Here is a 23,306-nt window from a genome sequence, read left to right as displayed (position 1 = left end):
GAGCAGCAGCGATGAACCGCGACGAATTCGTCGCTTCTGTTCTGCAGAATCACATCAACGCCGCGATCATCGACGAACTCCGTCGTCTCGCGCTGTCTGACGCGTGGCTTGTCGCCGGCTGCCTGGCGCAGACGGCGTGGAATGTGCTCACGGGCCGCCCGGTCGATCATGGCATCGCCGATTACGACGTGTTCTATTTCGATCCCGACACCTCGTGGGAAGCGGAAGACTCGGTCATCCGCAGGCTGCAAGCAGGGCTCGCGCATCTCGGCGCCAGGATCGAGATCCGCAACCAGGCGCGCGTGCATTTGTGGTATCCGGACAAACACGGCCTGCCCTATCCACCGTTGACCCGCGCGACGGACGGCATCGACCGCTTCCTGACGAAGAATACGCAGCTGGGTATCCGGCGCGCCGGCGGGGACTTCGAGGTCTATGCGCCGCACGGGTTCGACGACATCGCGAAGTTGATCGTGCGACCGAACAGGGCGCCGAATTTTTCCGCAGCCAATTACGAGGCGAAGGCCGCGCGATGGAAGGCGCTATGGCCGGAGCTCACGGTGATGGCGGCGGAGTGAGCTCGTGTCCCGACAAGGCGCGCGGCGAAGCGGCGCGGCGAAGCGGCGCGGCGCAGAGCCGGGAGCCATCGTGCAAGGATTGCTGGGTCGTAATGGGCCCCGGTTCAGCAGCGCATCACTTGTACTGCGCGCGCCCGGGCACAAGTACGAGCATCACCGCACCACGCCCGACGTGAATCCCGCCTTGCGGCGCGGCGGCTTGATTTCCTTTTTCAGGTAGCAGCGCGCCTCGCGTCCGGTGTAGCCGGGACGGGCGTAGGTGAAAGCGCGGCACTTGTTGTCGGCGGTGCACGCGGCCTTGCAGGTCTCCACGCTCTCCCCGTCCTTCAGGTCGAAATTGCGCAAGTCCCCGCCAGGGCGGTCGATCGACGTCTCGACGCCCTCGACGCGCGGCTCGATCACGCCGGCGCCGCGCACCCCGGAGATGCAGCAACTTCCCGGCACGCGCGGCGGCACGGTGTTCTTCAGCCAGCAGACCGCCGAGCCGCCTTCGACGTCGGGATAGCTGAAGCTCCAGGAGCGGCAGCGGCGATCACGCTCGCACAGCAGCGCGCAATCCTCGGGATCGCCCGACGTGACCGGCGTGCTGAAGTAATCGCCGCCGGGCCGATCGAACGCCGTCTGGGCAGGCGCCGGCACGCTCGCAAATGCAAGCCAAAGCAGCGTTACACATGCCGCGACGCTGGCCATGACGGCCCCGGACAGGCGGCCCTTTCCCATCAAAACAGCTTTCGAGTTATTGACGACGCTCAGGTTTTTCCGGCCGGCCATTTGATCGCCGCAAACCTGTATGGGCGATGAACGGCTCAAATCCCGATCGTTGGCCTAAAGCATGATCCGGAAAAGTGTGAAGCGGTTTTCCGAGAAGATCATGCGCAAACAAGCTCTAGAACGCGTACTCCGCATAGACCGGTTCCACCGAGCCCTTCCAGGGACCGTTGAACTTCTCCAGCATCTCCTCCGCCGGCGTCCGGCCGGAATCGATAATGCGATCGAGCGGCTCAAGGTGCCGGGTCTCGTCGCGGCCAAGCTGGTCGATCCGGCCGCGCCGGCGCAGGCCGGCATGGGCCAGAACGAGGCATTCCTTGGCGATCTCGAACAGATAGCGGTCCTTGATCCGCGACTTGAACCCGAAGCGCGGCACGTCATCGCGCAAGGCCTGACGCTCATGCGCGGTCCAGTGCTTCACCATGTCCCAGGCGGCGTCGAGCGAAACGTCGTCGTAGAGCAGCCCGACCCAGAACGCCGGCAGCGCCGGTAAACGGCCCCACGGACCGCCGTCGGAGCCGCGCATTTCGAGATAGCGCTTGAGCCGCACTTCCGGGAAGATCGTCGAGAGATGGTTGGCCCAGTCCGACAGCGTCGGACGCTCGCCGGGAAGATTGTTGTTGCGGCCGTCGAAGAACGCGCGGAACGAAGAGCCCGACACGTCGATGTACTCCTCGCCGCGCTTGACGAAATACATGGGCACGTCGAGCGCGTAGTCGACATAGCGCTCGAATCCCATACCGTCCTCGAACGCCCAAGGCATCATGCCGGAACGGGCATTGTCGGTGTCGCGCCAGATCTCGGACCGGAAGGAGAGGAAGCCATTCGGCCTGCCCTCGGTAAACGGCGAGTTGGCGAACAGCGCAGTCGCGACCGGCTGCAGCGCGAGCGAAACGCGCAGCTTCTTGACCATGTCGGCTTCGGAGGAAAAGTCGAGATTCGTCTGAACCGTGCAGGTCCGGTACATCATGTCGAGGCCGTACTGACCGACCTTCGGCATGTAATTGGTCATGATCTTGTAGCGGCCCTTGGGCATCACCGGAATATCGGCGCGCGACCAGGACGGCGTCATGCCGAGCCCGAGAAAGCCGATGCCGAGCGGCGTTGCGATCTCGCGCACCTGTGCCAGATGCGCCATCAACTCGCTCTGGGTCTGGTGCACATTCTCGACCGGCGCGCCGGACAGCTCGAACTGTCCGCCAGGCTCGAGCGAGATCGCGCCGCCACCGGTGACGTCGTAGAGGCCGATGATGTTGCCCTTCTCCATGATCGGCTCCCAGCCGAGCAGGAGCTTCATGCCTTCGAGCAGCGCGCCGATACCGCGTGCACCTTCGTACGGCACCGGACGGTGGCCTTCGAGCGTGAACGGCGTCTTCTCGTGCTCCGTGCCCATGCGGAATTCGGACGGATCCTTGCAGCCCGCCTCGAACCACGCGACGAGTTCGTCGCGCGATTGCAGCGGTGTCATATCGATCTGGTCTCGCGCCATATCAAACTCTAATCAAAAGGCGCTTCGACCGAACGCGCGCGGGTGACAGGGATGGCCCGCGAACCCACCGGTTGCACGGACGAACGGGTTTGCCGCGCGATCATCGCGACGGCATGCTTTCGTTGACGGCGGCGGCCGGCAGTTTCATCTCGCCGCACGAGCAGCCCAGGCGATCGAGCAGATTGCTGAGCTTGACGGCATCGGCATCGGACAGTTTCGAACCGACATATTTCTCGATCGCGGCCGAATAGGCGCCCCACATCCGCTTCTGCAACTCGCGGCCGGCTTCCGTGATCTCGACGAACTGGCCGCGCTTATCGATCTTGCATTCGCGCCGCAAGGCGAGGCCCTCGTCGACCAGGCGGTCGATCAGCCGCGAGGTAGAATATTGAGGAATCAACATCTGCCGCTCGAGCTCGACCGGCCGCAGCTCGCCCGAGGGCGCCCGCGACAATTCGAGCAGCGCGTCATACCAGGCCAGCGGTGGGAAGCCGGCCTTCTTCAGGTCCTGCTCGACGCAATCGAGCACGCGGCTCTGCACCCGCATCAGGCGGATCCAGGCGGCTGTTGCCTCGGTCGATGGTCTGCGTTTCATGGTTCCGCTCAAGCTCGTCGCCCGTCTCTTACTCCATTCGATGCACCTGCATCAATATTGACTATTTCAAGCAGGTGCATGTAGTTGCCCTTTCGGCCGAACCAAGCATCCGGCGGATGAAATTCCGTGAAACCGCACGATCTGACCGGTGCCTGCTCGCTGTCCCCACATCGCCCTCCTGCAAGCCGGCCTGCCCTGCGAGTTGGTCGCGGTCGAATCGGCGCCAAGAAGCTCGAAACGGATGGGGATTATCTAATGCTGAACCCTAGGGCCAGGTCCCTGCGCTGGGCCTCGACAGCGGTGAGATCGTGACCGAAGGCCCGGTGATTGTCCAGATGACCGCCCTCAGGCCTCAGCCGAGGCGCTGGCGCTGGCCCGCGACAACTCCGACCATCACGAGCTGAATTTCCTCACCTCCGAGGAGCGCGAGAGCTTCCGTCCGCTGTTCGCAGAAAACGATCGGGGAGGCGACGAAGAAACCGGATCGATCCAACTCTTTGCCTGCACCATTCGCAGAATCCGAAGATCCGAGATGCACTGACGTCAATTTTACGAGCATTGTCAGGGTTAACGATAACTCTGCGTCGTGCACTCCGCGGCCGTCACAATCCTTGTGAGAGTATTCCACTTGGCTCAGCTTCAGCTAGGGAACACGACGCAGACCACTGGACCGGAAAGCTATTGTGACGGCTGTACTCCTTCTCCTGCTCGCGAGCGCAATCACTGGCTTGGCGACAGGACTAATCTTCCGAGTCTGGACTCTGTTGCTGGTCTCGCCGGCCACCGCGATCCTTGCCGCCACGGTCCTTCAGACCTCAGGCTTTGGATTTTGGGCGGGCATTCCAATCGTCGTCGGCTGCCTGATTGCCGGCCAGCTCGCCTATTTGGCAGCGACGTTCTACCTGCACAGCGGGGAGCTCTCAATGCAGGACGACATCGACGGCGTGCCAGGCAAGCACGGCCATCCCGACATCAAGAACGAGAACGAGTAGGACCAGGCCGACCCAAGAGGGAATTTTCCTGCGACGCCGGAGGAACCCGCGGCGCGGCCACGACCGACCCAGCAGCAATAGGGGGGCGTATCTTACCGCAACGCCGGCTGCGCTGTCTTGAGACACCTTGGAGATCATTGCGGGACACCTTCAATGCCAAATGGGCCATCCGGTGGATCATCAGCAAGAGCGGTGCCGGCCGGATCGCGGCCGCGACGGGAAGCGTGACACGGAAACGCGTCAACATTGCGAACCATGTGATCGGCGACGTCGAAGGAACATCTCCAGGAGACAGTCGCCTCATTAACCTGATCGTTATGGCGACCGCCGGCGCGCGCTCGCGATGCTTGGTTAGCCGACACCGGTCACGCCGCAGCGCGATTGCACCTTCATGATCCACCACAGATCATCTCGGCCGTAGTCGAGAGCAAGGAAGGACAGGTAGTCCTGCCGAAACGAAGGCGCTGGAAAGCCGGCCCTCGCTGGCGAAACGGTATCGAGCCGCACATTCTCTCCATTCGGAGACGAAAGATAAAAAGGCCGGATCAATGATCCGGCCTTTGCTGTTCTTGGATGTGTAGCCCGGGCTAAAGGTAATCCTAGGCCGCCGCCTTCTTCGGCGCGAAGCGTCCGTAGAAGGTCTCGCCCTTCGCAGCCATCTCCTCGAGCAGCTTCGGCGGGGTGAAGCGCGACCCGTACTTCGCCTCCAGCTTGTGGCAGAGCTCGACGAACTTCTTCGTGCCCATGAAGTCGATGTAGGACAGCGTGCCGCCGGTGAACGGCGCAAAGCCGAAGCCGAGGATCGAGCCGACATCGGCCTCGCGCGGATCGGTGATGACGTGGTCCTCGACCGTGCGCGCGGCCTCCACCGCCTGCACCACCAGGAAGCGCTGCTTCAGCTCCTCGACATCAAGCGTGTCAGGATCGAGCTGCTTCGGCTGCAGCGCTGACAAGCCTGGCCACAGGCTCTTCTGGCCTTTGCCCTTCTCAGGGTAATCATAAAAGCCCTTGCTGTTCTTGCGGCCGAGCCGGCCCTGCTTCTCGACCATCTCCACCATCAGCTTCTTCTGCTCGGGATTGATCGCGTTGGGGCCGAGATCGGCTTCGGTCGCCTTCATGATCTTCAGACCGAGGTCGAGCGCGACCTCATCCGAGAGCGAGAGCGGGCCGACCGGCATGCCGGCCATCTTGGCGCAGTTCTCGATCATTGCCGGCGGCACGCCCTCCAGGAACATCTCGTTGCCCTCGGCGACGTAGCGGCCGACGCAGCGATTGGCGAAGAAGCCGCGAGAGTCGTTCACGACGATCGGCGTCTTGCCGATCTGGCGGACGTAGTCGAGCGCGGTCGCAAGCGCGACATCGCCGGTGTTCTTGCCGAGGATGATTTCGACCAGCATCATCTTCTCGACCGGCGAGAAGAAGTGGATGCCGATGAACTTGCCCTGGTCCTTGAAGCTCTCTGCCAGCGAGGTGATCGGCAGCGTCGAGGTGTTCGACGCGAAGATCACGTCCGGCTTCAGATATTCCTGCGCCTTGGCAAAGGTGTCCGCCTTGACCTTGCGGTCCTCGAACACGGCCTCGATGACGAGGTCGACGTCCTTCAGCGCGGCATAGTCCGCGGTCGGCGTGATGCGCGCGAGCAGGGCTTCGGCATCGGTGGGCTTGGCGCGGCCCTTTTTGATCTGCTCCTCGATCACCTTCTGCGCATGCGCCTTCCCCTTGTCGGCACTCTCCTGGTCGCGATCGATCAGGACGACGTCGAGGCCGGCGCGGGCCGAGACGTAGCCGACGCTCGCGCCCATGAAGCCGGCGCCGATCACGGCGATCTTCTTCACCTTGGTCGGGGCTACGTCCTTGGGACGGCGCGCGCCCTTGTTGAGCTCCTGCATCGACAGGAACAGGCTGCGGATCATCGCGGCCGCTTCCTTCGAGCGCAGCACCGAGGTGAAGTAGCGCGACTCCACGCGCAGCGCGGCGTCGATCGGCAGCTGCAGGCCCTCATAGACGCAGCTCATGATCGCGCGGGCGGCGGGATAGTTGTCGTAGGTCTCGCGGCGGTAGATGGCGTTGCCGGCCGGGAACATCATCATGCCGGCCTTGGAGAACACTGGACCGCCCGGAAGCTTGAAGCCCTTCTCGTCCCAGGGCGCGACGGCCTTGCCGCCGCCCTTGATCCAGTCCTTGGCGGCCTTGACGAGGTCAGCGGCAGGAACGACGGCATGGATCAGGTTCAGCGCCTTGGCCTTCTCGACCGTAACAGGATCGCCCTTGAGCAGGATCGTCATCGCGTCCTGCGGCGGCACCAGACGCGGCACGCGCTGCGTGCCGCCGGCGCCCGGGAACAGGCCGACCTTGACCTCGGGCAGGCCGAGCCGCGTCTTGGGATTCTCCGCCGCGACACGATAGTGGCAGCACAGCGTGATCTCGAAACCGCCGCCGAGCGCGAGCCCGTTGATCGCGGCCGCCCACGGCTTGCCCGATGTCTCGATCGAGCGCAGCACCTGCGAGAAGCGACGGCTCTGGTCGAACAGCATCTGGTTCGCGGCGGTCTCTCCCTGTTCCTTGAAGACCTTCGCATAGGCCTGGTTCATGCCTTCAAGCATCGACAGATCGGCGCCGGCGCAGAAGGCCTCCTTGGCGGAGGTGATGACGACGCCCTTGACCGCGGCGTCCGCCGTGGTCGCCTTGACGATCGCCTCGAGCTCGTTGGTCGAGGTCTCGTCGAGCACGTTCATCGAACGGCCCGGGATGTCCCAGGTGACGAGCGCGATACCGTCGGAATCGGTCTCAACCTTGAAGTTCTTGTACGACATGTTGGTTGCTCCCTGACTTTAGACGCGCTCGATGATGGTCGCGGTGCCCATGCCGCCGCCGATGCACAGCGTGACGAGGGCGGTGGACTTGTTGGTGCGCTCGAGCTCGTCGAGCACGGTGCCGAGGATCATCGCGCCGGTAGCACCGAGCGGATGGCCGAGCGCGATGGCGCCGCCATTGACGTTGATCTTGGCATTGTCGATGTCGAAAGCCTGGATGTAGCGCAGCACGACCGAGGCGAAAGCCTCGTTGAGCTCGAACAGGTCGATGTCGGACTTCTTCATGCCCGAGCGCGCGAACAGCTTTTCGGTGACGTCGACCGGACCGGTCAGCATCATCGCCGGCTCGGAGCCGATGTTGGCAAACGCACGGATTTTCGCGCGCGGCTTCAGGCCGTACTTCGCGCCCGCTTCCTTGCTGCCGAGCAGCACGGCGCCGGCGCCGTCGACGATGCCTGACGAATTGCCGGCGTGGTGCACGTAATTGACGCGCTCGATCTCGGGGTGCGACTGGATCGCGACGCCGTCGAAGCCGCCCATCTGTGCCATCATCGTGAACGAGGGCTGCAGCTGCGCCAGCGACTGCATCGTGGTCGAGGGACGCATGTGCTCGTCCTTGGCGAGGATGGTGAGGCCGTTGATGTCCTTCACCGGCACCACGGACTTGTCGAAGCGGCCCTCGTCCCAGGCCTTGCCCGCGCGCTGCTGGCTCTGCACCGCGTAGGCGTCGACGTCGTCGCGCGAGAAGCCGTATTTGGTCGCGATCAGATCGGCCGACACGCCCTGCGGCATGAAATAGGCCGGCACCGCGATCGAGGGGTCCACCGGCCAGGCGCCGCCGGAGGCGCCGATGCCGACACGGCTCATCGATTCGGCGCCGCCGCCGATCACCAATTCATGCTGGCCGCTCATGATCTGCGCGGCGGCAAAGTTCACGGCATCGAGGCCGGAAGCGCAGAAGCGGCTGATCTGCACGCCGGGCACGGCTTCGCCGAGGCCGGCCTTCAGCGCGGCGAAGCGCGCGATGTCGGAACCGGCTTCACCAACGGGATCGACCACGCCGAGCACGACGTCGTCGACGGAATCTTCCGGAAGGTTGTTGCGGTCCTTCAGCGCCTTCAGCGGTACGGTGGCCAGCGCGAGGGCAGTGACCTCGTGCAGCGCGCCGTCCGGCTTGCCGCGGCCGCGCGGGGTGCGAACGTGGTCGTAGATGAATGCCTCAGGCATGACGCCCTCCTGTGATGTTCAGATGCGTTGGGAGCAGGCGGCGGGAGCAGGCCTCAGAAGGCTTCCGCCGGCAATTCCATGATGGTGGCGCAGCCGGCCTGGATGCGCGCGAGATTGGCCGCAGTCTCCGGCAGCATCCGCTCCATGAAGAAGCGGCCGGTGACGAGCTTGGTCGAGAGATAGGGCGTCGCCCCGCTCTCGGCAATCTTGGCCTGCGTCACCTTGGCCATCTTCGCCCACATATAGCCGAGCGCGACGAAGCCGAAGAGATGCAGGTAGTCGGTTGCGGCAGCGCCCGCATTGTCCGGCTTCGCCATCGCATTCTGCATCAGCCAGGTCGTGGCCTGCTGGAGATGGCCGAGCGAGGTCGAGAGCGTCGTGATGAAGGGCTTGAGCGCCTCGTCGCCGCCGTTCTCCTTGGCGAAGGCCATGACCTCGCCGAAGAAAGCCATGATGGCGCGGCCACCGTCGCGCGGCAGCTTGCGGCCGACGAGGTCGAGCGCCTGGATGCCGTTGGCGCCTTCATAGATCATCGCGATGCGCGCATCGCGCACGAACTGCTCCATGCCCTGCTCGGCGATGTAGCCGTGGCCACCATACATCTGCTGCGCCTGCACCGCATTGGCGAAGCCGTAGTCTGTGAGGAAGCCCTTCAGCACTGGCGTCATCAGGCCCATGTGGTCGTCGGCGACCTGGCGGTCCTTGGGATCCTCGGAGCGGTGGGCGACGTCGCTCTTCAGCGCGGTCCAGATCACGAAGGCCCGCGCGGCCTCGTTGAAGGCGCGGATCGAGAGCAGCGTGCGGCGCACGTCGGGATGCACGATGATCGGATCGGCCGGCTTGTCCGGCGCCTTGGCGCCCGTCAGCGAACGACCCTGGATGCGCTCGCGGGCATAGGCGACCGCGTTCTGATAGGCGACCTCGGACTGCGCGAGCCCCTGCACGGCGACGCCGAGGCGGGCCTCGTTCATCATCACGAACATGCCCTGCATGCCCTTGTTCTCTTCGCCGATCAGCCAGCCGGTGGCGTTGTCGTAGTTCATCACGCAGGTCGAATTGCCGTGGATGCCCATCTTGTGTTCGATCGAGCCGCAGACGACGCCGTTGCGCTGCCCCACCGAACCATCGGCGTTGACGAGGAACTTCGGCACCACGAACAGCGACACGCCCTTGATGCCGGCGGGTGCGCCCTCGATGCGGGCGAGCACGAGATGGATGATGTTGTCGGCGAGATCGTGCTCGCCGGCCGAAATGAAGATCTTCGTGCCCGTGATCCTGAAGCTGCCGTCGGTCTGGCGCACCGCCTTGGTGCGGAGCATGCCGAGGTCAGTGCCGCAATGCGGCTCGGTGAGGTTCATGGTGCCGGTCCACTCGCCCGCCACCATCTTCGGCACATAGGTCTTCTTCTGCTCGGGCGTGCCGTGCACCAGCAGCGCCGCAGTCGCACCCATCGTCAGGCCGCCATACATCGACAACGCCATGTTGGCGGAGATCTGGAATTCGTTGACCGCCTGGCTCAGCGTCACCGGCAGGCCCTGGCCGCCATATTCCGTCGGTGCCGACAGGCCGAGCCAGCCGCCCTCAGCGACCTGCTTGAAGGCCTCCTTGAAGCCCTTCGGTGTCGTGACGCTGCCGTCGTCAGCGCGCTTGCAGCCTTCGAGATCGCCGACGCGGTTGAGCGGCTGCAGCACCTCCTCAGCGAGCTTGGCGGCTTCGCCGAGAATGGCTTCGCGCACGTCGCTCGAGGCGTCGGAGAAGCCCGGCAGATTGTCGTAGCGGTCGATCTGGAAGACGTCGTTGAGCAGGAAGTTCACGTCTTCGACGGGGGCTTTGTAGATCGGCATGAGATTCTCCCGGCACGGCCTGAAGGGATGATGTTGGGCTTATGATTGGGCGGCAGCAAGCTGCTCCGCCATCAGGCGGTGCAGCATGTTGATCGCCTTGAGCGGACGCACCATCACCTTGAAATGGGTGATGCGTCCCTCGGGATCGAAGCTGATGATGTCGACGCCGTTGATCTCGATGCCGTCGATCATGGTCTTGAATTCGAGCACGGCGCCGTTGTCGCTGCGCCATTCGCCGACATAGGTGAAGCCCGGGCCGCCGAGCACCTTCTCGGCGCTGGCGAGGTATTTGAAGGTGATGTCGCGACCGCGCTGCGGCGTGTGAACGACGGGGCTTTCGAACACGGCATCGGGGTGCAGAAGATCCCAGAGCGCGGTGCGGTCATGAGACTTCATGTAGGCGTACCAGGAATCGAGGCCGGTCATTCTCGGGTGCCTCCCTAAAGGGCTTTCCAGGAGCCTTGGCAAAAACGCGAAAACAACCCCATGCACAGTAGCGAGATGGTTGATTCCGCTGGGTTTTCGGGACGGGTCTTTCGCCCGGCCCTTCCGCCGCCTCATATGCACATTGACGCATATGCGCCGATGCGCATAAAGTCAAGCCACAAGGTCGAGAACAGGAGACCGGTCATGGCACTGGGCGACGCAATCCTCGCATGCCTGACGGAACGTCCGATGACGGGCTACGAGCTCGCCAAGACGTTCGACTCCTCGATCGGCTTCTTCTGGAAGGCCGACCACCAGCAGATCTACCGCGAGCTCTCCAAGCTGCGCGACCGCGGCTACATCCAGGGCCGCGAGGTCGTGCAGTCCGGCAAGCCCAATAAGCTGATCTATACGCTGACTCCCGAGGGCCGAACAGCACTGCGGCACTGGGCCGCGCGGCCAAGCACGCCGCCCTCGATCAAGGACGACCTCCTGGTGCGGCTGCATGCGCTCGACAGCATCGACATCGAGCCCATGCGCACCGACCTGATGGCCCGCCTGGAGCACCACCGCGACCGCCACGCCAATTACGAGCGCATCCTGAAGAAGCGCTTTCCGGACGGCACGGCGGAAGGCCGGCTCGACCTCGGCAATTTGCTGCTGCTCCAGCTCGGCGCCCGCCACGAGCAGATGGTGGCTGATTTCTGCGAGGAGGCGCTGGAAGCGCTGTCGGCCATGAGCGGCAAGGCCACGGTGGTGCCGATCGAGGATGGCAAGCGCGAGGGGAAGGGGTGAGGGGCCAGGATTGCTGCGTCATGGCCGGGCTCGTCCCGGCCATCCACCGATCTTGCTTTCATCACCGAAGAACGTGGATGCCCGGGACAAGCTCCGGGCATGACGGTGTCAGTGTCCCCAGTTCCCCCGCCCAACTTTAAGACACTCGCGCCGCATTCCTTAACTCGTTATTTACCGTAACAGGAAAAAGTCGGTTTTCGAGGCAGACGACCCGCGCCAAATTCGATTGTCTTTGCAACCGGGGCGCGTGGGAAGGCTGGAGGCGCCGGGTGGGGCGCCGGAGTCGGAACCGGACAGAGTCATGAATTCGCGCGTATCGTGGAGTGTTGACGGCATCGATCCATCCGTCCGGGAGCGGGCCGAAGCTGCTGCGCGCAGAGCCGGCATGTCACTCAACGATTGGCTGAACTCGACGCTCGGCGAGACGGCATCCCCCAACTTCCGCGGACCTTACGAGCAGCGTCCGCAGCACATGCCGCAAGGACCGAGCCAGGAAAGCCGCGAAGTCGCCGATATCCACCAGCGGCTCGACGCGATCACCCAGCAGATCGAACGGATTTCCAAGCCCGCCCCGCGCCAGGACTCTTCAAGACCAGACGTCTCGCGCGAGCAGGGCGTCGCGCGTCAGCTCAACGATGCGATCTCGCGGCTCGATGCGCGCCTGTCGCAAATCTCCCGCCCGCAGCGGCAACCGCAGCAGCCGCAGTCCCCCCGCCCCGCGCCGGGCGAGACGCACCAGCGCCAGGCCGATGCGGTCGAGCGCGCGGCCGCGCAGGTCTATCGCAGCTCACCGCCCCTGAGCCCGGCTTCGTTCGACGTTGCGGTCGCCGAGATCACCGCACGCCAGAGCGAGCTCGACGGCTTTGCGCCGAGGCACATGCCGCCGCGCGCCGCGCCGTCGCTTGCGCCCGCGGCTCCTTACGCGCCCCCCATGGCGCCGCCCGCGCCTGCCTATGCTCCGCCGCCACCGCAGCCGGGGCCGGATTTCTCATCGCTCGAGCGTCACCTGCTCAAGATTACGAGCCAGATCGAGTCGCTGCAGCGTCCCGACAATACCGAGCAGGCGATCAACGCCTTCCGCAGCGAGCTAGCCGAAATCCGTGCCGCCATCACCGAGGCGATGCCGCGGCGCGCGATCGAATCGATCGAGAACGAGATCCGCTCGCTGCACCGCCGGATCGACGAGACGCGGTCCAACGGCACCGACGGCCAGGTCCTCTCGGGCATCGAGCATGCGCTGTCCGACATCAAGCAGGTGCTGCGCACGCTGACGCCGGCCGAGCAGCTCACCGGCTATGACGAGGCGATCCGCAATCTCGGCGCGAAGCTCGATCTGATCCTGCGCGCCAATGACGATCCCTCGACGGTGCAGCAGCTCGAAGGCGCGATCTCGGCGCTGCGCGGCATCGTCTCGAACGTGGCTTCCAACGAGGCGCTGGCACGGCTTTCCGAGGACGTGCAGCTGCTGTCGTCCAAGGTCGACCAGATCACCCGCGCCTCCGGCCACGCCGACAGCTTCGCGGTGCTGGAGCAGCGCATCGCCGCGCTCACCGCGGCGCTCGAAACCCGCGAGCGGCCTCAGCCGTCCGAGAGCACCGAGCACCTCGAAGCCGCGATCCGCGCGCTGTCGGACCGCTTCGACCGCATGCAGGTCGGCAACGATTCCGCCTCCACCTTCGCGCATCTCGAACAGCGCGTCTCCTATCTGCTGGAGCGGATCGAAGCCGCCTCCGATCCGCACAACGGCAATCTGAGCCGAGTCGAGGACGGGCTGCACGACATCCTGCGGCACCTGGAGCGGCAGCAGGCGACCTATGCCGCGCTGGCCGAGAGCCGCAACTCCGCTCCGTCGGCGGATTCCGGCATGGTCGATCTCGTCAAGCGCGAGCTCGCCGACATCCGCTTCAGCCAGTCCGAAACCAACCGTACCACACAGGACTCACTGGAAGCGGTCCACAGCGCACTCGGCCATGTCGTCGATCGCCTCTCCATGATCGAAGGCGACCTGCGCACGGTACGCACCGCGCCGCCGGCTCCCGCGCCACAGCCGATGTCCATGCCGATGGCCGCGCCCATGCAGCCCGCGCCGATCGCGCGCGAGCCGCAGCAGCAAGCACAGCAGCCAAAATACGATCCGAAGCCCGAGCTTCCGAATCCGGCCGCGGCGCAAGCCGCCTTCGCCGCCGCGCCGCGCGAATTCCACGCTGCTGCCCCCACGCCGCCGCCGGTTCCGCCGCGCGCGATCAGCGAAATTCTGGAGCCGCATACGGCGCCGCGCACCGCGCTCGCGCCGGAATTGCCGCCGGATCACCCGCTCGAGCCGGGCACGCGGCCGGGCGGACGCCTCGCCACGCCGTCTGAGCGCATTGCCGCCTCCGAGAGCGCGATCAGCGGAATTCCCGCCGCGCCGAAAGAGCCGGTGTCGTCGTCGAGCTTCATCGCGGCCGCGCGCCGCGCCGCGCAAGCCGCGGCCGCGCAGCCCGAGAAAACCGGCCGCGCCACCAAGGCAGGGGCTGACCGGTCCAAGGAAAAGGCCAAGGACGGCGGCTCGACCATCACTTCGAAGATCCGCTCGCTGCTGGTCGGCGCGAGCGTGGTCGTGATCGTGCTCGGCACCTTCAAGATGGCGATGAACCTGCTCGAAGGCGGCAGCCCGCCGCCGGCGCCGCAGGCCATGGACGAAACGTCCAGCCAGCCGGCGCCGCTGGCCCCGCCGCCCTCGGTCGAGACCAGGCCCGCCACGCCCGAGCAGGTCACGCCGTCGATGACGTCGCCGACGCCGATCGGACGGCAATCCCAGATCAACGCCGCGCCGCCGCCCGCCGCCATTCCGGGCAACTCGGCCTCCGTCGAGATCCCGCCAGCGCCTGCCGCGGCCCCGCCGCCGGCCTCCAGCGACGTCACCGGCGCGCTGTCGGGCACGGGCCGCGCCAAGCTCGGCCTCGTCCAGGTGCCGCCGAGCGAGAGGCTGCCTGACGGCATCGGCGGCCCAGCCTTGCGCACCGCCGCGATGAAGGGCGATGCAACCGCGGCCTACGAGGTCGGCGTGCGCTTTGCGGAAGGAAAGGGCGTCGCCACGAATTACGACGAAGCGGCGAAGTGGTACGACCGCGCGGCGCAGGCCGGCGTGGTGCCCGCGATCTTCCGCCTCGGCACGCTCTACGAAAAAGGCCTTGGCGTGAAGAAGGACGCCGACATCGCCCGCCGCTACTACACCCAGGCCGCCGAGCGCGGCAACGCCAAGGCGATGCACAATCTCGCGGTGCTCGACGCCGACGGTGGTGGCCGCGGCGCCAACTACAAGAGCGCGGCGCAATGGTTCCGCAAGGCGGCCGATCGCGGCGTCGCCGACAGCCAGTTCAACCTCGGCATCCTCTATGCCCGCGGCATAGGCGTCGAGCAGAACCTCGCCGAATCCTACAAATGGTTCAGCCTGGCGGCCGCGCAGGGCGATGCGGACGCGGCCGGCAAGCGCGACGACGTCGCCAAGCGTCTCGACCCGCAATCACTCGCCGCCGCCAAGCTCGCGATCCAGACTTTCAGCGCCGAGCCGCAGCCGGATGACGCGGTCAACGTCGCGACGCCCGCCGGCGGCTGGGACACCGCGCCGCAGGCAAGCGCGAAGCCGGCGCCGAAGCAAGTCGCCACCAAGCGCTCGGCCTCGGCGGCGCAGTAAGGTAACGAGGAAGGTCGGGCGGCGGTTCGCGGTGCCCACCTCTCCCCGACGGGGAGAGGTGAACCGAGACGCTGGCTCGCGCCGATCCAACCAATCAATCGCAGCCATTCACCACGCGCGAAGTTCCCGGTCCCGCCCACCAGGGAATTCCGCTATTGAGGGGCGCGGCAATCGTTCCGTCCTTTCCGCGAGCATTCCGCGTTGGTCGATCCGTCTCGCCGGTGCGTGGCTCAATGCAGCTTTACCTCCCGATCGCCGATCTTCCGGTCAACGTCTTCCTGGTGCTCGCCATGGGGGCCGCGGTCGGCTTCGTCTCCGGCATGTTCGGAATCGGCGGCGGCTTCCTGATGACGCCGCTGCTGATCTTCATCGGCATCACGCCGGCGGTGGCGGTTGCCTCCGTTGCGAGCCACATCGCGGCCTCGTCCTTTTCCGGCGCCCTATCCTACTGGCGACGGCGCGCGATCGATCCGGCGCTGGCAAGCGTCCTGCTCTGCGGCGGCGTGACCGGCACGGCGCTCGGCGTCTGGACGTTCACGCAGCTGCGCGCGCTGGGCCAGCTCGATCTGATGATCGCGCTGTCCTATGTCGTGCTGCTCACCACCGTCGGCAGCCTGATGTTCTCGGAAGGATTGCGCGCGTTGATGCGGACCCGGCGCGGCGCGCTGCCGCCGCGGCGCACGCACAATTGGATCCACGGCCTGCCGCTGAAGATGCGGTTCAAGCGCTCGAAGATCTATCTCTCGGTCATCCCCGTGGTGGTCGTCGGCATCGTGATCGGCTTCATCGGCGCCATCATGGGCATCGGCGGCGGCTTCATCCTGGTGCCGGTCATGATCTATCTGTTACGGGTGCCGACCTCGACGGTGATCGGAACCTCGATGGTGCTGACGCTGGTCACGATGCTGTTCGCGACCATGCTGCACGCCGTGACCAACCACCTCGTCGACGCGGTACTGGCCCTGATCCTGATGGTCGGCGGCGTCACCGGCGCGCAGTTCGGCGCCCGGGCCGGCCAGAAGATCCGCGGCGAGCAGCTGCGGTTGCTGCTCGGCCTTTTGATCCTCTCGGTCGGCGTCCGCTTCGCGATCGAGCTGGTGATCCAGCCCTCGGATCTCTTCACCATTCGCGAGCTGGGAGTGAGCGGATGACGCGCGCGCTTCTCGCCCTCCTTATCGTCCTGCTGCTCGCCGGCGCTGCGCGGGCCGAGCGGCTGATCGTGTCGGTCTCCAACCATCGCGTCACGGTGACGCCGAACTATTCCGGCGAGGAGCTGGTGCTGTTCGGCTCGGTCGAGAGGGACGCCGCGACGCCGCCCGACCGCACGGCCTACGATCTCGTCGTCACCGTGATGGGCCCGCGCGCCGACATGGTGACGCGGCGCAAGGAGCGCACCTTCGGCATCTGGATCAATACCGACTACCGGCAGTTCCTGCAGGTGCCGAGCTATCTGGCACTCTTCGCCAACCGCCCCTTCGATGCCATCACCTCGCCCGAGATCGCACGGCGGCAGCAGATCGGGCTCAACAACGTGCTGCTGACCCAGCGGGTCGGCGGCGATTACGCCGACGTGGTGCCGAACGATGCGTTCCGCTCGGCCTTCATTCGCTTGCGCACCCAGCGCGGCCTCTATCGCGAGGATGGAAGCGCGGTGACGTTCCTGACCCCGACGCTGTTCCGCACCGGCATTCCACTGCCCGCGGAGGTGCCGATCGGGACCTATCAAATTGAGATCAAGCTGTTTGCGAACGGCGCATTCATCGGCAAGACCGAGACCGCGTTCGAGATCGTCAAGGTCGGCTTCGAGCAGTTCGTCGCCACTACCGCACGGCAGAACGGGTTCCTGTACGGTCTCGCCACGGTGGCGATGGCGCTGATGACAGGGTGGATGGCCTCGATAGTGTTCAGGAAAGACTAGCCGCACACTCCGTCATTGCGAAGACGCACCACTCTCTCCTCTCGTCATCGCCCGGCTTGACCGGGCAATCCAGTATCCAAGAGACCCTCGTTGGATAGCTCGCCGTCACAACAACCGCCTCGGCGTACTGGATGCCCGGTCAAGCCGGGGCATGACAGTTGAGATTGTGGCGGCTTCCTCACGCCGCTCCCTTCGCCGGCCGCGTCACCAGATAGATGCCGAGCGCGACCGGAACGATGCCGAGCAGGTCCCGCGCCTCGACGTGCTCGCCGAGCACGAGGAACGCGAACAGCATGCCGAGCGGCGGCATCAGGAAATGATAGGCGCTGGCGGCGGTGGCGCCGCACACCTTCAGCAGATGAAACCAGAGCCAGTAGGCGAGGATCGAGCCGCCGAGCACGAGGAAGGCGAAGGCACCGATCAGGCTCGGCGTGTAGTCGATCGCGTTGACATCGGCGAAGGTGAGCGCGACCGGTGCCAGCACGATGCCCGCGGCGAGGTTCTGCACGCCGTTGCCGATCCACAAGGACCCCTTCGGCGCCAGCAGCTTGAACAGGATGGTGCCGGAAACGAGCGAGGCCAGCGAGGCGAGCGTGAAGACGATGCCGTGCAGGGAATCGGTGCCGACCGATAGGCGATGCCAGACGATCGCCGTCACGCCGATCACGCCGAGCAGGAGGCCGCTCGCCTTGCGCCAGGTCATGCCTTCGCCGAGCAGAATCGCGGCGAGCGCCGCCGTGAACACCGGGTTGGCCGAGACGATCAGTCCGCCGAGGCCGGCGGAGACCGATTGCAACCCGGTGTAGCCGAGGCCGAGATAGAGCGCGTTGTTGGCGATGCCGAGCACGGCGAAGACGGCGGCGTCGCGCCAGGACAATGACCAATCGTCGCCGCGGATCAGCGTCGCAACGAGAATCAGGATGCCGGCCAGCGAGAAGCGGGCCGCGAGCAGGATCAGGGGCGGGCAATGGGTGACGCCGATCTTGCCGGCGACGAAGGCATAGCTCCAGAGCAGGCAGAACAGGCCGATGGCGAACGGCAATGTGGTGAAGCGGCTGCGGGGCGCGGGAAGCGAGGTGGCGAGCGACATGGGGGCATTCTCGGATGTTTTTTCTTGCCCTCGATCTAGAGGGATCGCTTGTCATTTGGAAATTAAATGATTAGCTCCACTTCAGTGGATTTTCGAATGGAGACGGCCGTGCTCGATCTCGACCTCCTGCGCAGCTTCGTCTCGGTGGTCGAGGCCGGCGGCTTTACCCGCGCCGGCGCCCGCGTCCACCGCACGCAGTCGACCGTGAGCCAGCAGATCAAGCGGCTGGAGGAGGATGTCGGCCAGCAGCTGCTGCACCGCGACGGCAAGGACGTGCGCCCGACCGAGGCCGGCGAGCGGCTTCTGTCCTATGCGCGGCGGTTGCTCACACTCGCCGAGGAGGCGCGCGACGTGCTGCGCAAGCCTGGCGGCGAAGGCGCGATCCGGCTCGGCATCCCCGAGGATTTCGCGGCGTACCGGCTGCCCAGATTGCTGGGTGCGTTCTCGCGCTCGCATCCGGGCCTGCGGCTCGACGTGCGCGCCGACCAGAGCAAGCACCTGGCGCGCGATCTCGAACGCGGCGAACTCGATCTTGCGCTCTACAAGCGCGAGGCCGGCGGAAAGGACGCGATCGCGGTGTGGCCGGAACGGGTCCACTGGGTCACCAGCAAGAGCCATCCCGTCGACGTCAACGTGCCGTCGGTGCCGCTGATCGGCTTTCCGCTCGGCTGCCTCTATCGCGCCGGCGCCATCCACGCGCTGGAAAGCGCGGGCCGCGCTTGGCACACCGCCTATACCTCATCGAATCTCGCCGGCATCCAGGCCGCCGTTGCCGCCGGCATGGGCTTGAGCATCCTGTCGGAGATGTCGATCCAGTCCGAGCACCGCGTGCTGACGGCGAAGGAGGGCTTTGCGCCGATCAACAAGACCGAGCTCGCACTGATGGCTGCGCCGGATGCCAGCCCGGCAACGCTGCGGCTTGCGAATCGTCTCGCCGAGTTTTGCGATACGGTGCAGACGAAGGCGGCTTGAGTTCGCCGGATCTCGGGCGGCTTTCAATTCGCCGCGGACAGCAGCTTGTCGCCGCACGCATTTGCGTAGAACTTGCCGCCGCATTGCCGCTTGATCGCAGCGCAGCGGGCTGCGGGCGACGCTTTCTGCGGGACCGTGAAGCCGCAGCTGAGACCGTCGGCGCTGCGACCGGATTTGCCGGCGGCAAACGCCGCACTGGTGACGCTGATGCAGACGACGAGCAGGGCCGCAGCGGCGATTTCGATCGGCAGTCGCGTCAGCAGTCGTGTCAGCGGTCTCATGGGGCGGCTCCTCCACACTGATGGCTGAATCTTTCGTAATCTAGCACCGAATCCCCGGTTTCTCCGTGCTCGCCCGGGTTCCCAACTCGGCCCGTTCCTTGCATAAATTCGCGCCAGCGCAGTGCACGACCGCACGGGCGGCAGTTCCGGTGCAAGGGCAGGACGCGTAGATTGGTAAGAGTTCTTTCGACCCAGGAAGTGACGGCTTTGCAGGATACATCGTTCCAACCCAGTTTTCCGGCCCCCGGACAGCCCATCGACGAACTCGCGCTGGCTGAGATCAAGGGCGCGATCCTGGCGAAGCTGCGCCTTGCCATCGGCAAGGACGCGGGCATGGCGACCAAGCACGACTGGTACCAGGCCGCCGCACTGGCTCTGCGCGACCGCATCGTGCATCGTTGGCTCACGGTCGAGAAGCACAGCTACGATGCCGGGCGCAAACGGGTCTATTATCTCTCGCTCGAATTCCTCATCGGCCGCCTGTTCACCGATGCGCTCAACAACATGGGGCTGCTGAAGATCTTCGAGGTCGCGCTCGGCGATCTCGGCGTTTCGTTGTCCGAGCTGCGCAAATGCGAGCCGGACGCGGCGCTCGGCAACGGCGGCCTCGGCCGGCTCGCCGCCTGCTTCATGGAGAGCATGGCGACGCTCTCGATCCCCGCGATCGGCTACGGCATCCGCTATGATTACGGCCTGTTCCGCCAGATCATCAACCAAGGCTGGCAGCAGGAATATCCCGACGAATGGCTGAGCTTCGGCAATCCCTGGGAATTGCAGCGGCCGGAGGTGATCTACGACATCAATTTCGGCGGCGGCGTCGAGCATGTCGACGACAAGGGCCGCGACCGCGCCATCTGGCATCCGGGCGAGACCGTGCAGGCGATCGCCTATGACACGCCGATCGTCGGCTGGCGCGGCCAGCACGTCAATGCGCTGCGGCTGTGGTCGGCACGCTCACCCGATCCGCTGAAGCTCGACGCCTTCAACAAGGGCGATTATGTCAGCGCCAGCGCCGAGCAATCGCGCGCGGAGGCGATCTGCAAGTTCCTCTATCCGAACGACGAGAGCCCAGCGGGACGCGAGCTGCGACTGCGCCAGGAATATTTCTTCGTCTCGGCCTCGCTGCAGGACCTGGTGAAACGGCACCTCGCCTCCGACGGCCAGCTCCGCAGCCTCGCGAGCAAGGTCGCGGTGCAGCTCAACGACACCCATCCGAGCCTCGCCGTCACCGAGTTGATGCGGATCCTCGTCGACTTGCACAATTTCCGCTGGGACGAGGCGTGGAAAATCACCGTCGCCGCGCTCTCCTACACCAACCACACGCTGCTGCCCGAGGCGCTGGAGACCTGGCCGGTCGAGCTGTTCGAACGCCTCCTGCCGCGGCATCTGGAGATCATCTACCGCATCAACGTGCAGCATCTGGCCCTTGCGGAGGCGCGCTGCCCCGGCGACATCGACTTCCGCGCCTCGGTCTCGCTGATCGACGAGAAGAGCGGCCGCCGGGTGCGCATGGGCCAGCTCGCCTTCGTCGGCTCGCACCGCATCAACGGCGTCTCGGCGATGCATTCCGACCTGATGCGCGAGACCGTGTTCCACGATCTCAACCATCTCTATCCCGGCCGCATCACCAACAAGACCAACGGCATCACCTTCCGGCGCTGGCTGATGCTGGCAAACCCGAAGCTGACCGACCTGTTGCGCGAGACCTGCGGCGATGCCGTGCTCGACGACCCCACCCAGCTCTCGCTGATCGAGGCGCGCGCCAGCGACGTCGAGTTCCAGAAGAAATTCCGCGGCGTCAAGCACCACAACAAGACGGCCTTGGCGCGCCTGATCGGCGAGAGGCTCGGCATCAAGGTCGATCCGAGCGCGCTGTTCGACGTGCAGATCAAGCGCATCCACGAGTACAAGCGCCAGCTGCTCAACGTCATCGAGACCGTCGCGCTCTACCAGTCGATCAAGGACGAGCCAAACGGCAATTGGGTGCCGCGGGTGAAGATCTTCGCCGGCAAGGCGGCGGCGAGCTATCGCTACGCCAAGCTGATCATCAAGCTGATCAACGACGTCGCCGAAATCGTCAACAACGATCCCGCGATCGACGGCAAGCTCAAGGTCGTGTTCCTGCCCGACTACAATGTCAGCCTCGCCGAAGTGATCATTCCCGCAGCCGATCTCTCCGAGCAGATCTCCACCGCCGGCATGGAAGCCTCCGGCACCGGCAACATGAAGCTGGCGCTCAACGGCGCCATCACCATCGGCACGCTCGACGGCGCCAATATCGAGATCCGCGACCATGTCGGCGCGGAGAACATCGCGATCTTCGGCATGGAGGCCGGCGACGTGATGATCCGCCGCAAACAGGGGCTGGACGCCTCCGACGTGATCCGCAATTCGCCGAAGCTGCAGCGCGCCATCAACGCGATCGGTGCCGGCGAGTTCTCGCCCGGCGAGCCCGGCCGCTTCGAATCCATCGCGCATGCGCTGCGCTATCTCGACCATTACATGGTCAGCGCCGATTTCGATTCCTATTACGAGGCGCAGCGTGCGGTCGATGCGCGCTGGCTGGTCTCGTCGGCATGGATACGCGCCTCCATCCTCAACGTCGCGCGCATGGCCTGGTTCTCCTCGGACCGCACCATCCGCGAATATGCCGAGGAGATCTGGAACGTGCCGGTCAACCCGACCACGCCGCTGCTGCCGAATCTGCGCGACGCCGCGGGCTGATTTTCCGCGGCGTGGAAGCGGCGTTACCTGCGAGGTTATTGCATCTCGGCAAACGGATGATGATATGATCGTCATCATCCCCAGCCGGCGCCGGGTGATAGCGGCGCCGCAACCTCAACCACTGTCATTGCGAGCGCAGCGAAGCAATCCAGACTGTCTCCGCGAAAAGACTCTGGATTGCTTCGCTGCGCTCGCAATGACGCCGGGACGCATCGAGGACCGACAATGCACGCCAAGCTCCCGCACCCGTTCGACGACGCCACCCGCGTCACCGCCGGCGACTCCAGCTGGCAGGGGCACACCAGCGACTACTATTGGGCTTTCGTCGGCCCGTTCGGCGGCGCCACCGCCGCGACCATTTTGCGGGCGCTGATCGAGCATCCGCAAGCCGCCGGCGATCCGCTCGCCCTCACCGTCAATTACTGCGCGCCGATCGCCAAGGGCCCGTTCGATCTCGACGTGCGGCTGGTGAAGGCCAACCGCTCCAGCCAGCACTGGAGCGTCGAGCTCAGCCAGGGCGGCGGCGAGGTCGCAACGCTCGCCACCGCGGTGTTCGCCGAGCGCCGGCCGTCCTGGGAGCACAGGGTGGCGAAGGCCCCGGACGCCAAGCCGTTCGAGGAGACGCTGCCGTTCCCCAAGATTTCGGCGTCCTGGGCCAACCAGTACGAATTCCGCTTCGTCGAGGGCGAGATGCGGATCGGCCCGCCGCAGGCCGAGCTTGCCAGCACCTATTCGAAGATCTGGATCAGCGACCGGACGCCGCGCAAGCTCGACATGCTGTCGTTGATGTCGATGTCGGACGCCTTCTTCGGCCGCATCTTCCACGCCCGGCGCGAACTGGTGCCATTCGGCACGGTGTCGCTGACGACCTATTTCCACACCGACAGCGCAGAGCTCGCGAGCGAAGACATCACCCGCGTGCTCGCGACGGCCGATTCCAAGATCATGCACAAGAGCTATGCCGACCAGAACGCCGAGCTCTGGTCGCCGAACGGCAGGCTGCTCGCAACCACGACGCAGATCGCCTATTTCAAGGCGTGAGCTTTCTCCCCAGCGTCGTCCCCGAGAACGCGGGGACGACGCCGAGTATGTGCTTTGCGCTCGTGCGACAAACAAAA

The 23,306-nt window shown here is 65.3% G+C and carries 18 protein-coding genes and 1 pseudogene; 10 read left to right on the top strand and 9 right to left on the bottom strand.

Annotated features, from left to right (window positions below):
• Positions 1–11: 11 nt before the first annotated feature.
• Positions 12–578, top strand: coding sequence for a nucleotidyltransferase family protein (locus EHH60_RS20575; RefSeq protein ID WP_124161393.1), 567 nt, complete (start codon positions 12–14; stop codon positions 576–578).
• A 153-nt stretch (positions 579–731) separates the two neighbouring features.
• Here EHH60_RS20575 and EHH60_RS20570 read toward each other — a convergent pair whose 3' ends face one another.
• The 3 genes from EHH60_RS20570 to EHH60_RS20560 form a co-directional block, all read right to left on the bottom strand.
• On the bottom strand, positions 732–1,298 hold the full coding sequence (locus EHH60_RS20570; protein ID WP_124161392.1) for a PAN domain-containing protein: 567 nt from the start codon (positions 1,296–1,298) through the stop codon (positions 732–734).
• A gap of 166 nt (positions 1,299–1,464) precedes the next feature.
• Positions 1,465–2,835 (bottom strand): glutamate--cysteine ligase, encoded by a 1,371-nt coding sequence (locus EHH60_RS20565; RefSeq protein WP_124161263.1) that lies wholly within the window; start codon positions 2,833–2,835, stop codon positions 1,465–1,467.
• A gap of 100 nt (positions 2,836–2,935) precedes the next feature.
• A complete protein-coding gene (locus EHH60_RS20560) occupies positions 2,936–3,430 on the bottom strand; it encodes a MarR family winged helix-turn-helix transcriptional regulator (RefSeq protein ID WP_124161262.1) in 495 nt (164 codons plus the stop codon).
• A 126-nt stretch (positions 3,431–3,556) separates the two neighbouring features.
• On the opposite strand from EHH60_RS20560, the pseudogene EHH60_RS38090 reads away from it, so the two are divergent.
• Positions 3,557–3,881 (top strand): annotated as a pseudogene (locus tag EHH60_RS38090) (glutathione S-transferase N-terminal domain-containing protein); the annotation flags it as partial.
• 232 nt (positions 3,882–4,113) lie between these two features.
• On the top strand, positions 4,114–4,422 hold the full coding sequence (locus EHH60_RS20550; protein ID WP_124161261.1) for a hypothetical protein: 309 nt from the start codon (positions 4,114–4,116) through the stop codon (positions 4,420–4,422).
• A 599-nt stretch (positions 4,423–5,021) separates the two neighbouring features.
• Here EHH60_RS20550 and EHH60_RS20545 read toward each other — a convergent pair.
• Genes EHH60_RS20545 through EHH60_RS20530 form a run of 4 tightly spaced genes read right to left on the bottom strand, consistent with a single transcriptional unit; the run spans position 5,022 to position 10,732 of the window.
• Positions 5,022–7,235, bottom strand: a complete 2,214-nt coding sequence (locus EHH60_RS20545; protein WP_124161260.1) for an FAD-dependent oxidoreductase — start codon at positions 7,233–7,235, stop codon at positions 5,022–5,024.
• Between the two features lie 18 nt (positions 7,236–7,253).
• Positions 7,254–8,462: an acetyl-CoA C-acetyltransferase gene (locus EHH60_RS20540; RefSeq protein WP_124161259.1), complete on the bottom strand. Its 1,209-nt coding sequence runs from the start codon at positions 8,460–8,462 to the stop codon at positions 7,254–7,256.
• Between the two features lie 53 nt (positions 8,463–8,515).
• Positions 8,516–10,306 carry an acyl-CoA dehydrogenase C-terminal domain-containing protein gene (locus EHH60_RS20535; RefSeq protein WP_124161258.1) on the bottom strand — a complete coding sequence of 597 codons (1,791 nt, stop codon included), beginning with the start codon at positions 10,304–10,306 and terminating at the stop codon, positions 8,516–8,518.
• 39 nt (positions 10,307–10,345) lie between these two features.
• Positions 10,346–10,732, bottom strand: a complete 387-nt coding sequence (locus EHH60_RS20530; protein ID WP_124161257.1) for a nuclear transport factor 2 family protein — start codon at positions 10,730–10,732, stop codon at positions 10,346–10,348.
• Positions 10,733–10,936: 204 nt separating this feature from the next.
• Between EHH60_RS20530 and EHH60_RS20525 the strand changes: the two genes are divergently transcribed.
• From EHH60_RS20525 to EHH60_RS20510, 4 genes are all read left to right on the top strand, one after another.
• Positions 10,937–11,527: a PadR family transcriptional regulator gene (locus EHH60_RS20525; protein WP_036042692.1), complete on the top strand. Its 591-nt coding sequence runs from the start codon at positions 10,937–10,939 to the stop codon at positions 11,525–11,527.
• A 301-nt stretch (positions 11,528–11,828) separates the two neighbouring features.
• Entirely contained in the window at positions 11,829–15,203 is a 3,375-nt protein-coding gene (locus EHH60_RS20520; protein WP_199751669.1) for a tetratricopeptide repeat protein, read from the top strand.
• Positions 15,204–15,436: 233 nt separating this feature from the next.
• On the top strand, positions 15,437–16,354 hold the full coding sequence (locus EHH60_RS20515; protein WP_124161255.1) for a sulfite exporter TauE/SafE family protein: 918 nt from the start codon (positions 15,437–15,439) through the stop codon (positions 16,352–16,354).
• Positions 16,351–17,121, top strand: a complete 771-nt coding sequence (locus EHH60_RS20510; RefSeq protein WP_124161254.1) for a TIGR02186 family protein — start codon at positions 16,351–16,353, stop codon at positions 17,119–17,121. The genes EHH60_RS20515 and EHH60_RS20510 overlap by 4 nt, the downstream gene beginning before the upstream one ends.
• Positions 17,122–17,299: 178 nt before the next feature.
• Here EHH60_RS20510 and EHH60_RS20505 read toward each other — a convergent pair whose 3' ends face one another.
• Complete coding sequence (locus EHH60_RS20505) at positions 17,300–18,211, bottom strand: DMT family transporter (RefSeq protein ID WP_124161253.1); 912 nt, start codon at positions 18,209–18,211, stop codon at positions 17,300–17,302.
• A 108-nt stretch (positions 18,212–18,319) separates the two neighbouring features.
• On the opposite strand from EHH60_RS20505, the gene EHH60_RS20500 reads away from it, so the two are divergent.
• Positions 18,320–19,183 carry a LysR substrate-binding domain-containing protein gene (locus EHH60_RS20500; protein ID WP_199751690.1) on the top strand — a complete coding sequence of 288 codons (864 nt, stop codon included), beginning with the start codon at positions 18,320–18,322 and terminating at the stop codon, positions 19,181–19,183.
• A 23-nt stretch (positions 19,184–19,206) separates the two neighbouring features.
• On the opposite strand, the gene EHH60_RS20495 is transcribed toward EHH60_RS20500, so the two are convergent.
• Positions 19,207–19,464, bottom strand: coding sequence for a hypothetical protein (locus tag EHH60_RS20495; RefSeq protein ID WP_124161251.1), 258 nt, complete (start codon positions 19,462–19,464; stop codon positions 19,207–19,209).
• A gap of 207 nt (positions 19,465–19,671) precedes the next feature.
• Here EHH60_RS20495 and EHH60_RS20490 point away from each other — a divergent pair, with 207 nt between their 5' ends.
• Positions 19,672–22,188 (top strand): glycogen/starch/alpha-glucan phosphorylase, encoded by a 2,517-nt coding sequence (locus EHH60_RS20490; protein WP_199751668.1) that lies wholly within the window; start codon positions 19,672–19,674, stop codon positions 22,186–22,188.
• Positions 22,189–22,413: 225 nt separating this feature from the next.
• A complete protein-coding gene (locus EHH60_RS20485) occupies positions 22,414–23,229 on the top strand; it encodes an acyl-CoA thioesterase (RefSeq protein ID WP_124161250.1) in 816 nt (271 codons plus the stop codon).
• Positions 23,230–23,306 lie beyond the last annotated feature (77 nt).

This window comes from Bradyrhizobium sp. RP6 (genome assembly GCF_003837805.1).
GTDB lineage: Bacteria > Pseudomonadota > Alphaproteobacteria > Rhizobiales > Xanthobacteraceae > Bradyrhizobium.
Note: the sequence above shows the minus strand (reverse complement) of the source record. Positions and strands in the feature narration are given on the sequence as shown.